The organism is Paraburkholderia sp. A1BS-2L, assembly GCF_051125205.1.
Classification (GTDB): domain Bacteria; phylum Pseudomonadota; class Gammaproteobacteria; order Burkholderiales; family Burkholderiaceae; genus Paraburkholderia.
In genome coordinates, this window is the sequence record NZ_CP120428.1 from 83,952 (window position 1) to 95,362 (window position 11,411).

At 67.2% G+C, this 11,411-nt stretch carries 11 protein-coding genes; 4 read left to right on the forward strand and 7 right to left on the reverse strand.

What is annotated here, in order from left to right; genetic code table 11:
• Nucleotides 1–12: 12 nt before the first annotated feature.
• Nucleotides 13–897 (reverse strand): lipid A biosynthesis lauroyl acyltransferase, encoded by an 885-nt coding sequence (locus P5W98_RS00375; protein ID WP_421022700.1) that lies wholly within the window; start codon nt 895–897, stop codon nt 13–15.
• Between the two features lie 281 nt (nt 898–1,178).
• Between P5W98_RS00375 and metK the strand changes: the two genes are divergently transcribed.
• On the forward strand, nt 1,179–2,366 hold the full coding sequence (metK, locus tag P5W98_RS00380; protein ID WP_035523442.1) for a methionine adenosyltransferase: 1,188 nt from the start codon (nt 1,179–1,181) through the stop codon (nt 2,364–2,366).
• A gap of 112 nt (nt 2,367–2,478) precedes the next feature.
• On the opposite strand, the gene P5W98_RS00385 is transcribed toward metK, so the two are convergent.
• Nucleotides 2,479–2,838 carry a hypothetical protein gene (locus tag P5W98_RS00385; protein WP_421045079.1) on the reverse strand — a complete coding sequence of 120 codons (360 nt, stop codon included), beginning with the start codon at nt 2,836–2,838 and terminating at the stop codon, nt 2,479–2,481.
• A gap of 581 nt (nt 2,839–3,419) precedes the next feature.
• Here P5W98_RS00385 and P5W98_RS00390 point away from each other — a divergent pair.
• On the forward strand, nt 3,420–4,184 hold the full coding sequence (locus P5W98_RS00390; protein WP_421022701.1) for a phytanoyl-CoA dioxygenase family protein: 765 nt from the start codon (nt 3,420–3,422) through the stop codon (nt 4,182–4,184).
• 22 nt (nt 4,185–4,206) lie between these two features.
• Here the strand turns inward: P5W98_RS00390 and P5W98_RS00395 are convergent, their stop codons facing one another.
• Nucleotides 4,207–4,413, reverse strand: coding sequence for a DUF3185 family protein (locus tag P5W98_RS00395; RefSeq protein WP_421022702.1), 207 nt, complete (start codon nt 4,411–4,413; stop codon nt 4,207–4,209).
• A 184-nt stretch (nt 4,414–4,597) separates the two neighbouring features.
• On the opposite strand from P5W98_RS00395, the gene mgrA reads away from it, so the two are divergent.
• Together mgrA and P5W98_RS00405 are read left to right on the forward strand one after the other, a co-directional pair.
• The gene (mgrA, locus tag P5W98_RS00400) at nt 4,598–5,641 is read left to right on the forward strand and encodes an L-glyceraldehyde 3-phosphate reductase (RefSeq protein ID WP_421022703.1); all 1,044 of its coding nucleotides are present in this window, start codon (nt 4,598–4,600) and stop codon (nt 5,639–5,641) included.
• 166 nt (nt 5,642–5,807) lie between these two features.
• Nucleotides 5,808–6,881, forward strand: coding sequence for a fatty acid desaturase (locus tag P5W98_RS00405; RefSeq protein ID WP_434718116.1), 1,074 nt, complete (start codon nt 5,808–5,810; stop codon nt 6,879–6,881).
• Between the two features lie 38 nt (nt 6,882–6,919).
• Here P5W98_RS00405 and P5W98_RS00410 read toward each other — a convergent pair whose 3' ends face one another.
• From P5W98_RS00410 to P5W98_RS00425, 4 genes are all read right to left on the reverse strand, one after another.
• A complete protein-coding gene (locus tag P5W98_RS00410; RefSeq protein WP_421022705.1) occupies nt 6,920–7,105 on the reverse strand; it encodes a hypothetical protein in 186 nt (61 codons plus the stop codon).
• 281 nt (nt 7,106–7,386) lie between these two features.
• On the reverse strand, nt 7,387–8,574 hold the full coding sequence (locus tag P5W98_RS00415) for an MFS transporter (RefSeq protein ID WP_421025138.1): 1,188 nt from the start codon (nt 8,572–8,574) through the stop codon (nt 7,387–7,389).
• 163 nt (nt 8,575–8,737) lie between these two features.
• On the reverse strand, nt 8,738–10,216 hold the full coding sequence (locus P5W98_RS00420) for an efflux transporter outer membrane subunit (RefSeq protein ID WP_434718117.1): 1,479 nt from the start codon (nt 10,214–10,216) through the stop codon (nt 8,738–8,740).
• Nucleotides 10,213–11,403 (reverse strand): efflux RND transporter periplasmic adaptor subunit, encoded by a 1,191-nt coding sequence (locus tag P5W98_RS00425; protein ID WP_434718118.1) that lies wholly within the window; start codon nt 11,401–11,403, stop codon nt 10,213–10,215. The genes P5W98_RS00420 and P5W98_RS00425 overlap by 4 nt, the downstream gene beginning before the upstream one ends.
• Nucleotides 11,404–11,411 lie beyond the last annotated feature (8 nt).

Genomic DNA, 11,411 nt, shown 5'->3' on the forward strand with positions numbered 1-11,411 from the left:
TGGCCGCGAGCGTCAGTACACGCCCGGCTCGCCGGGAGGGCGCGTCTTGAAGCGCTTGTGAACCCAGTAGTACTGCTCGGGAATGCGCGGAATCTGCTCTTCGAGGAAGGCGTTCATGCGGCGCGCGTCCTGCTCGTCGTCGCCGGTGGGGTAGTGGCCCCAAGGTTTGAAGACCTTGAGCCGATAACCCTTGTAATTGGGCAGCACCTCGCCGATGAACGGCACGACCTGGGCGCGGCCCACCTTGGCGAGACGTCCCACGGCGGTCAGCGTGCACGCGGGCACGCCGAAGAACGGCACGAAGGTCGAGTTGCGCATGCCATAGTCCATGTCCGCGCCGAGCATCACGGGCTTTTTGTCGCGCAGCCAGCGCAGCACGATGCGTGCGGCGTCCGCGCGGCTTGCCATCTCGGCGCCGAAGCGGCTGCGGCCCGCCTTCGCGGCGGCTTCGAACTCGGGGTTCGAAAACGGCTGGTAGAGCGAGCCGCACGGGCGGTGCAGCGAGTAATTGAGGAACATCGAGCCCGCCTCGATGCCGACGAAGTGCAGCCCGAGAAACAGCGTGGGCGGCAGATCGGGATCGGTGAGGTCGATTTCGCTGTCGAGCTCGATCAGCTTTTCCAGCTTTTGCGCGGTGCCGAACCACTGCACGCTGCGCTCGATGTAGCTGCGGATCGCGTGGCGAAAATGCAGGCCGGCGACTTCCTCGCGCTTTTCCTCGCTCCACTCGGGAAAGCACAGGCGCAGGTTGGTATGGACGACGCGCTTGCGGCTGCTCGGAATCTGGTAGAGCAGCCAGCCGAGGCCGTCGCCGAAACGGGCGATGAGTCCATAGGGCAGGATCGCGAACAGCTTGAGCAAGCCAATAGCGAGGCGGGAGCCGAGCTTAGCGAGCATGCACCGTCCTCATGGCATGCGCGGATAAATGGAACGTTGCGTTGGTTGGCACGCGGTATGACTCTGCGGCAAATTAGGGAAGTCGCTATAATAAGGGCTTCGCCGAGTTAATAGACAACTTGCGGGGCGAAGCCGGTTGCCATGCAGCCATCAGCGTCGGATATTTCGGGCGCTGTTGCGTGGGCCAACCGGGCAGGTAATCCGCTAAAGCGTCGCCGCTTCAAAGCTCCCGAAGTTGGCTACGTGAATATAACCGTCACCAGCTACAAGGAGCCTGACACGTGGCAAACGACTATTTCTTCACTTCCGAATCCGTCTCCGAAGGCCATCCGGACAAGGTCGCCGACCAGATCTCGGACGCGATCCTCGACGCCATCCTCACGCAGGACAAATACTCGCGCGTAGCGGCTGAAACGCTGTGCAACACGGGTCTCGTCGTGCTTGCCGGTGAAATCACCACCACGGCCAACGTCGACTACATCCAGGTCGCGCGCGACACGATCAAGCGCATCGGCTACGACAACACCGATTACGGCATCGACTACCGCGGCTGCGCGGTGCTCGTCGCCTACGACAAGCAGTCGCCGGACATCGCCCAGGGCGTGGACCGCGCGCACGACAACAACCTCGATCAGGGCGCGGGCGACCAGGGCCTGATGTTCGGCTATGCGTGCGACGAAACGCCCGAACTGATGCCGCTGCCGATCCACCTCTCGCACCGTCTGGTCGAGCGCCAGTCGAACCTGCGCCGCGACGGCCGCCTGCCCTGGCTGCGTCCGGACGCGAAGTCGCAGGTCACCGTGCGCTACGTGGACGGCAAGCCGCATGCGATCGATACCGTCGTGCTCTCCACGCAGCATTCGCCGGAAACCGACCTCGCCACGCTGCGCGAAGCCGTGATCGAAGAGATCATCAAGCCGGTCCTGCCGCGCGAGCTCATCAAGGGCGACATCAAGTTCCTCGTGAACCCGACCGGCCGCTTCGTGATCGGCGGTCCGCAGGGCGATTGCGGTCTCACGGGCCGCAAGATCATCGTCGATACCTACGGCGGCGCAGCGCCGCACGGCGGCGGTGCGTTCTCGGGCAAGGATCCGTCGAAGGTCGACCGTTCGGCCGCATATGCGGGCCGCTACGTGGCCAAGAACATCGTGGCCGCCGGGCTTGCCTCGCGCTGCCTGATCCAGGTCTCGTACGCGATTGGCGTGGCCGAGCCCACCTCGGTCATGGTCAACACGTTCGGCACGGGCAAGGTCTCGGACGCCACCATCACGAAGCTCGTGCGCGAGCACTTCGATCTGCGTCCGAAGGGCATCATCCAGATGCTCGACCTGCTGCGTCCGGTCTACGAAAAGACCGCGGCATATGGTCATTTCGGTCGCGAGGAGCCGGAATTCTCGTGGGAAGCCACGGACAAGGCGCTCGCATTGGCCGAGGCGGCCGGCACGGAACCGGTGGGCGCGCTCGCGTAAGCACGCCGCACGCAGGCCGGCGCTCGCCGGCTTTGTCGGGCGCGTATGAAGAAAGAAAAACCCCGCCTGGGCGTGCGCCCTGGCGGGGTTTTTTATCTGGCGCGGGTTGTTGTCAGCGCATGGCGAAGCCGAACCAGCCCGTGCTGCTGGCACCCATGCGGCGCGGGCGGCGGGCGTTGCGCGCCGTATGCACGGTGGCGGGTGCCGCGAGCGCGCGCAGCGTCGAGTTGGGACGGTACAGCAGCGTGCGCAGCGAGAAGTGGCGTGCGCCCGCGCGCAGGCGCAGCACCGAGAAGAACGAATGGAACCAGGTGCGCATGCCGTCCACGGCGCGGGCGTCGCGCACCTGCTGCGCAAGCGCGCGCGTGCGCGCGGCGTGATGGCGCAGGGCGCGCATGACGTGACGACGAGCGGGGCGTGCCGCTTTCAGAGCGGCATGGGTCATGCGGCGGGTGCTGAAAAGGGTATGCATGGCGTGTGTGGTGTCGGGTTCAAAGTGCGCCTTGCGCGAGGTTTCGCGCGGCACATCGATTCGAGCAGCAAACGTGCCCGTCTTCACGACGGTCACGGTGATGCAAGTCACGGGATGGATCGTACGGGGTGCGTGAAGCAGACGGTGGCGCATCGGAGCGGACCGCGGGCTCAGGCATCGCGCATGGCTGGCGCATGTTCGGGTATCGCGCGGCCCCGATGGACAGGGCTTCGGTGGCGGCCCGCGCGCGCAATCGATATTCTGGGTGATGAAACTGCATGCGCGCAGACTACACGCGAATCATGACGCCCGAAAGTCGGTTAATACCCGCGCTTGATTATGTGCGTGGCAGGTCGCCGGGGTTGCGCCGCAGTTGCGTTGTAGTTGCGCCATCGTGGCCCTTGTCGCCATCGCGGTGCATTTGCATCAGGTTTGTGCACGGACCCCCCTTCCGCGTGCGCGCGCACGTTTTACAATCGAGCGATTGGCGCGCGCGAAGTCAGAACAAGTTGAACCGGCGCCGCCATTGCCGCAGCCTTTCATGGATGCGGTCCTCGCAGGCCTCGAACAACGGAAGTCCTATGTCAGTCCAATCCAAAAAGGAACAGGTGCAGGCGCTGCGCGAGCGCGGTTTCGTGGTCGTGCCGGGGCTCGTCTCGCCTGGGCGGTGCGACGAACTCAAGCGCGTGGCGCAGGAGCAGTTGCAGGCGGCCGCCGTGCCGCTCGAATTCGAAGCCGATCTGCGTTATCCCGGCGCGCCGGAGTCGAAAGACTCGCCTGGCGGCCATACGGTGCGCCGCCTGCTCGATGCGTACGCGCGCCATGCGCGCTTTCGCGAGTGGGCGACCTCGCCCGAGATCGCAGGCTGGATGGAGTTGTATTTCGGCGAAGAGCCAGTGCTCTCGCGCGCCCATCACAACTGCATGATGACCAAGCACCCCATGTATGGCAGCCTCACGGGCTGGCATCGCGATTCGCGCTACTGGTCGTTCGAGCGCGACGATCTGGTGTCGGTGTGGCTCGCGCTGGGGAACGAGACGGTCGAAAACGGCGGGCTGTGGCTGGTGCCGGGCTCGCACACGGAGCCGTTTACCTCAGAGCGTTTCGACGCCGCCAAATTCTTCCGCGCCGACCTGCCCGAGAACCAGGCATGGATCGAGCGCGCGACGTCGCCCACGCTCAAGGCGGGCGACGTCGTGTTCTTCCATTGCAACACGCTGCACTCGGCGGGCCAGAACCTGAGCGGCGACGTGAAGTTCTCGCTGGTGTTCACCTACCACGGCGCGAGCAACGTACCGCTGCCGGGCACGCGCTCGGCCTCGCTGCCCGAGGTGAAGCTGGTGTGAGCGCGCGGGGCGCGCCGCGCGCCTAGCGCCGGCGCCCGGAAACCGCGAGACCGGTAATGCCGGCAATGGTCGCGGCCACGCCGGCCGCGATCAGGATCATCGTGCGGTCGGTGGGCGCGCCGGTGACGAGGCGCGAGACGTCGTTCGATAACGAGTGAAACGACTGGCCGCCAAAGTAGAGCAGCACGACGCCGCAGGCGATCAGCGCGCACGAAATCGCTTTGACCATGAAAACCTCCCGGGGTATGACGAACGCCGCAGTGTAGGCGAGCGTCGCTGCGGCGTCCATCCGCGAGTCCCACATGGTGGGCATCTGCAGCCTGCGTGGGGATTGGCTACCATGACAACCCCGCGCACTGGCCGGACGCATTGCCGGACCCTGTTACCCCCTCATTTCGTCGAGGATTCGAACCATGGCCTACGAAGCCGCTGCTGAACGCTATTCGGAGATGCAATACCGCTTTTGCGGCAAGTCGGGACTCAAACTGCCGGCGCTGTCGCTCGGGCTCTGGCACAACTTCGGCGATACCACGCCGATTGCGACGCAGCGTGAAATACTGCGCACGGCCTTCGATCTCGGCATCACGCACTTCGATCTCGCGAACAATTACGGCCCGCCCTACGGCAGTGCCGAAACCAATTTCGGCCGCATTTTCCGGGACGATTTCCGCCCCTATCGCGACGAGCTGCTGATCTCGTCGAAGGCCGGCTGGGACATGTGGCCGGGCCCCTACGGCCAGGGCGGCGGCTCGCGCAAGTACGTGCTCGCGAGCCTCGACCAGAGCCTCAAGCGCATGGGTCTCGATTACGTCGACATCTTCTACTCGCACCGCTTCGACGTGGAGACGCCGCTGGAGGAAACCGCCGGCGCGCTCGCTACCGCGGTTCAGCAGGGCAAGGCGCTCTATGTGGGCATCTCGTCGTATTCAGCTGCGAAGACGCGCGAGATGGCGAAGCTGCTGGCCGAATACAAGGTGCCGCTGCTGATCCATCAACCGTCGTACAACATGCTCAACCGCTGGATCGAGCACGAGCTGCTAGACACGCTCGACAGTCTCGGCACGGGCAGCATTGCGTTCACGCCGCTTGCGCAGGGGCTGCTGACGAACAAGTACCTGAACGGCGTGCCTGAAGATGCGCGCGTGAACCGGCCGGGCGGCGGCTCGCTCAAGAGCGAGCACCTGAGCGCGCAGAACATCGAGCACGTGCGCAAGCTCAACGAACTCGCGCAGCGGCGCGGCCAGAGCCTCGCGCAGATGGCGATCGCGTGGACGCTGCGCGGCGGCCGCGTGACCTCGGCGCTGATCGGCGCGAGCCGCGCGGAGCAGGTGCGCGAGAACGTCGCTGCGCTGAAGAACCTCGAATTCTCGCAGGAGGAACTCGCGGAGATCGACCGCAACGCGACCGAAGGCGGCGTGAATCTGTGGGAGAAGCCGTCGACGGATCAGCACATCTGAAGACCGCAGTCCCGTTCGTTGGGCGGCAGCGTCTTGAAGAACCGCTTCGCTTCATGCGAGGCGGTTTTTTTTCGTCGACAGGTTTCGTGTCTTCCCGTTCGGCACGTCTTCGGCCTGTCATGCGGCGCTGCTAACGTCGCGGCAGTCTTGGCCCCAAGGAGTGCCGATGGAGTCCACGAGCGCCGTTCGCCCCGTATCTGCCGATGCCGAAGCGCCGTCCGCAGCGCGCTTCGCTGCGCAGGCTTCGCGGTGCACGCCGCATCTGGGAGCGAATGCCGCGCTCATTGCCGTGGCCGGGTTGGCGCTCGCGTATCAGCTATTCGGCTTGCCGCTGCTTCTGCGTGCGGCGGGGGGAGCGTCGCTCGCGCTCTGGGTCTCGCTCTTGCCGGTCGTGCTTGTCGTGCTCGCCACGCCGATCCACTGGGGTTTGATCCACGAGGGGATCCACGGGCAGCTGCTTGCCTCGCGGCGCGCCAACGAAGCCGTTGCACGCCTGCTCTCGATTAGCCTGGCGATTCCGTTCGACGCGGTACGTTTCGGACACCTGATGCATCACCGCTTCACGCGCGAGGCGTTCGATCGCCCCGACGTCGACGATGCGCGCGGCCCGCGCTGGCTGCGCTGCATGGCGTGGTATGCGAGGCTGCTGGGCGGGCTTTACGCGGCCGAGTTGTGTGCACCATTGCTGGCGTTCGTGCCGGCGCGCATGGCGCAGGCACTGGTTGCACGCGGCGTGGGCGCACACGGGGCGCAGGGGCCGATCGTGCAGCGGCTCTTCAGCAACCACGCTGCCGACCCCGTGAGGCGCCGCCGTGCGCGCCGCGACGGGCTTGGTGCGCTCGCGCTTTATGGGTTCGCCTTCGCGCTCTACGGAAAGGCCTGGCCGGTGCTGCTGGTGACGATGTATCTGCGCGGGCTATGGCTGTCGCTCGCCGACAACCTGCCGCATTACGGCGTGGCGCTGGACGAACCCGGCCGCGCGCGCGATTTTCGGGTGCCGCGCGGGGTGGGCGTGCTGCTCATGAATCATCATCTGCATCGACAGCATCATCTGCATCCGACGCTGCCATGGGTGGCGTTGCCCGCGCTCACGCGCGCCGAAGACGCCGCCTCAGTGCATGCGCGCATACCGTATTGGCATGCGGCGCTGCGGCAATTCAAGGAGTTGCAGCCAGGCAGGGGGAGCGTGCTGACGGCGGCCGCAGAAGCGCGCGGCCGGCAGCGAACGCAAACGCATTGAGAATAGCGAATAGCGAATAGCCGCGAAGCGTCGTGGCGCTACATCAGCGCGGGCAGTGTTTCCACCAGCGCAACGGCGCATAGCGCACCGATCAGCGCGCCGATCACCCGCAGCGTGTTGTGCTTGAATTCGGTTGCGCAGGGCACCGCGCCGAGGAAGAGCGCACCGGCCAGGGCCATCGGGATGATCATGATGAAGTCGCCGATCGTGAAATAGCCTTCCATGCTCGTCTCCTGTCCCATGCAAGTGGGTCATGTCGGCCATCGCAGTAATCGGGCGCTGTGCGCCACTGCAGCTGCGGGCCTCAATCGAGTATAGGAGAGGCTAGCGAACAAGGCGGAACCCATGCCCAGCCGCGGCGCAGGCTTTGCGGCCCGCAGTCCCGCCTGGCGGCGCTTTGCGCCGACGCACGCGATGCAGCGCGCAATTCGTGGAGAGTCCGCCAACATTACGTTCAGCTTTCGTAGATGGCATGGTGACTCAACCGCATGGCGCGCCTGCCGTTTCAGGCCGCTCCGGCGCGCTCCTGTTCACGCAGCTTCCACGCCCCGGCCAGCCCCGCGACGAGCAGCGCCATGACAAGCCCTGCCACGCCGCCCCAGCCCAGACTGGCCCAGAAGTGCCCGCCGATCGACCCCATGATGCTCGAGCCGAGGTAATACGCGAGCAGGTAGAGCGCCGCGGCCTGGCCCTTCGCTTCGCGCGCGAGGCGGCCGACCCAGCCGCTGGCCACCGCATGCCCCGCGAAGAAGCCAATGGTGAGGCAGCAGATGCCCGTCACGATCATGCCGAGCGGCGCGAACATCGTGAGCACGACGCCCGCGAGCATCAGCACGATCGCGGCGATCAGAACGGGCGAGCGGCCGAGCCTGTCGGCCATGCGGCCCGACCACGGCGAGGCGACCACGCCGGTCAGATAGACGACGAAGATCGCGCCGATAGCGGCCTGGCTCAGGTTGTAGGGCGGCGCGATCAGCCGGTAGCCGATGTAGTTGTAGAGCGTGACGAAGCTGCCCATCAGCACGAAGCCGAGCGCGAACAGCACGGGCAAGCCGGGCCGCGCGAAATGGCGCATGAGCGCCGCACGGTGATGGGCGAAGCCGAGTCCGCTTCTCGGCGCGAAATGGCGCGAGGGCGGCAGCAGCGCACGAAACGCGAACATCGAGGCGAGCCCGAGCACGCCGATCACGGCCACGGCCACGCGCCAGCCGAACAGGTCGGTGCAGATGCCGGTGATCACGCGCCCCGCCATCCCGCCGATGGCCGTGCCGCCCACGTAGAGGCCCATCGAGAGGCCGAGGCCGTCGGGGTGCATCTCTTCGGCGAGCCACGCCATGGCGACCGCGGGCACGCCGCCGAGCGCGACGCCTTCGAGCGTGCGCAGCACGAGCAGCGTGTGCCAGTGGGGCACGAACGCCACCGCGAGCGTGAGCAGCGAGGAGATGCTGAGCGAGGCGGTCATCATGCCGCGCCGGCTCCAGCCTTCGGAGACGAAGCCCGCCACGAAGATCGCGCAGGCGAGCGCCGCCGTGGTGAACGAGAGCGCGAGGCTGCTCTGCGCGGGGCTCACGCCGAACGCCTGCGAGAACGCGGGCAGCAGCGGCTGCACGCAATAGAGCAGCGAAAAGGTGGCGTAGCCCGCGAACAGCAGCGCGAGGCTCGCGCGCCAGAAGGCGGGCGTGCCGCGCTCGATAAAGGGAAGGGTGGATGGCGCAGCGCTGGGCGTGGTGGTGTTACGCCCAGCGCCCGGTGATGCGGTCACGGCTCGAACTCCTGGGAGAACTGGCAAAGGCGCAACGATACGCCTTCCGCACGATCCATGCCTTGCCCGATTGCAGGTTCGCCGCCGCGCCGATCTATGGCGGCGGGCCGCCGTTCGCGGCGTCGCGCGGATGCAAGAGCGCGTCGTCGGTGGGCAGCGCTGCCGTGCTCCAGCCGCCGCCCAGCGCCTTCACGAGCGCGACGCTCGCCGCGAGGCGCCGGCGCGCGATGCTCACGGCCTGGCGCTCGTTGTTGAGCGCCGTGGTTTGCGCCGCCACCACGTCGAGATAGGTGATCGCGCCGCTCTTGTAGCGATTCTCGACGATCGCAAGCGTGCGCTTCGCGGCGTCCACTGCGCGGTCCTGCGCGACGGCCTCCTGTTCGAGCACGCGCAGGGCCGCGAGGTTGTCCTCGACCTGGCCGAACGCGTCGAGAACGGTCTCGCGATACTGCGCGACGTTCTCGTCGTATTGCGCGCGTGCCGCGTCGCGCACGGCGGCGCGGCCGCCGAAGTCGAGCAGCGTGCCGGCGAGCGCCGGGCCGAGCGACCAGAAGCGTGCGGGCGCGACGAGCCACTGGCTGTAGTTGGTCGCCTCCAGCCCGCCCGTGACGGCAAGGACGAGGCTCGGGAAGAACGCTGCCGTGGCCACGCCCACCTGCGCGTTTGCGGCGGCCACGCGGCGCTCGGCGGCGGCGATGTCGGGGCGGCGCTCCAGCAGCGTCGACGGCACGCCCGGCGGCGCGACCAGCGCCTGCGCAGTGAGCGGCGCGCCGGGCAGCACGGGAAGCGCGAAGGTGGAGGGCGACTGCCCCGTGAGGATTGCAATGGCGTGTTCGAGTTGCGCGCGCTGCACGCCCAGATCGATCGCCTGCGCCTCGGTGGTCTGCAATTGCGTCTGCGCCTGGCCCACGTCGGCGTCGGTGGCGATGCCGCCTTCGTAGCGGTGTTGCGTGAGCGCGAGTGACTCGCGGTAAGCGGCGAGCGTGTCTTCCAGCAACTGGCGTTCGCGGTCGAGGCCGCGCAGCTCGAAGTAATCGGTCGCGAGTTCGGCCTGCACCGAGAGCAGCACCGCCTGCATGTCGGCGGCGCTCGCCTGGGCGTTGGCCTGCGCGCTTTCCACGCCGCGCGCGACGCGGCCCCAGACGTCGGGCTCCCAGGTGGCGTCGAGACCTACGAGGTAGTCGTTGATCGTGCGGCCCGCCGTCGACTTGAACTCGATGTTCTGCGAGGTCCGCGTGCGCGTGAAGCCCACGCCCGCGGTCACGGTCGGGAAAAAGGTCGAGCGTTGCTGGGCGACGTTCGCACGTGCGGCGCGAAAGTGCGCCTGGGCGGCCTGCACGTTCTGATTCGCCCGCTCGACCTGCGCTTCGAGCGCATCGAGTTGCACGTCGCCGTAGATCGACCACCAGGCGCCGCGCGGCGCGGTGTCGGCGGGCTGCGCGCTGGTCCAGCCGGAGCCTTCGAGTTCCTTGTAGGTGGCGGCGACGCCGATCTGCGGGCGCACGTAGTCGGGGCCGACCTTGCAGCCCGCGAGCGCGGCGCCAAGCGCAAGGCAGAGCAATATTCGCCTCACGATGCCGCCTTCCCGACGATGCGCACCGGCGTCCCATCGACGATCGAATCCTGCGGATTCACGATCACGCGCTCATTGCCGGTGAGTCCCGCGGCCACCGCTACGCGCGTGCCGAAGTCGGTGCCGAGCGTGACATCGACGAGCTTCACGTGCCCGTTCTCGCCCACCGTCGCGACCTTCACGCCATCGGGCCGGAACAGGAACGCGTTGCCCGGCAGCGTGAGCGGCGTGGCGCTGCCGTCGAGCGCGAAATGCACTTGCGCGTAGGCGCCGGGCAGCAGGTCGCCGTTGGGATTGTCGACGTCCACTTCCACGAGCAGCGTGCGCTGCTGCGGGTCGACCGCGCCCGCCGTGCGCGCGACCATGCCCGGGTAGCGCTTGCCTTGCGTCTCGTTGAGCGTGAGATACGCGTGCTGGTTCGGTCGGATCTGCTGCGCGTAGGCTTGCGGCACGTTCGCATAGACGCGCAGGCGGTCGGCCTGCGCGACATGGAACAGCTCCTTTTGCTGGCCGCCCGAGCTGCCCGCGTCGATCAGCGCGCCCACGTCGGTATTGCGCGCCGTGACGATGCCGTCGAACGGCGCGCTCACCTTCTCGTACGACTGCAACTGCGAGAGCCGCGAGACGTTGTAGCGCGCCGCGTCGAGCGTCGCCTTTTTCGCGAGCATGTCGGCTTGCTTCTCGTCCGCGTCCTGCTTCGCCACCGAACGGGTCTGGAGCATCTGCGTCCAGCGATCGGCGGTCGTTTTCGCGAGCGCGTAGTTCGCCTCGGCGTTCGCGAGATCGGCGCGCGCAGCGCGCAACTGGTCGTCAACTTCGGGCGCGTCGATTTCGGCGAGCAGCTGGCCCGCCTTCACGTGCGCGCCGATATCCGCATACCACTTGCGCAGATAGCCATTGGTGCGCGCATAGATGGGCGTGTCGAGAAACGCCTGCACGTTGCCAGGCAGCACGAGGTCGAGCGCATGCGCGGAGCGTTGCGGCGTGACCACCTGCACGCTCAGTGTGCTCGCGCGTTGTGCTTCGCGCTCGAGCGCCGCGTGCGCGTTCAAACGCGACCAGATGCCTTGCACGGCAAGCGCGATCACCACGAGCGCCGCGAGCACCAGCGGCCAGCGCCGTGCCCGGCGTGGACCGTGCGGATCGCGTGGATCCGGCGGCGGCGTGTCAGCGTGGCCGGGATGCATGGCGGCTC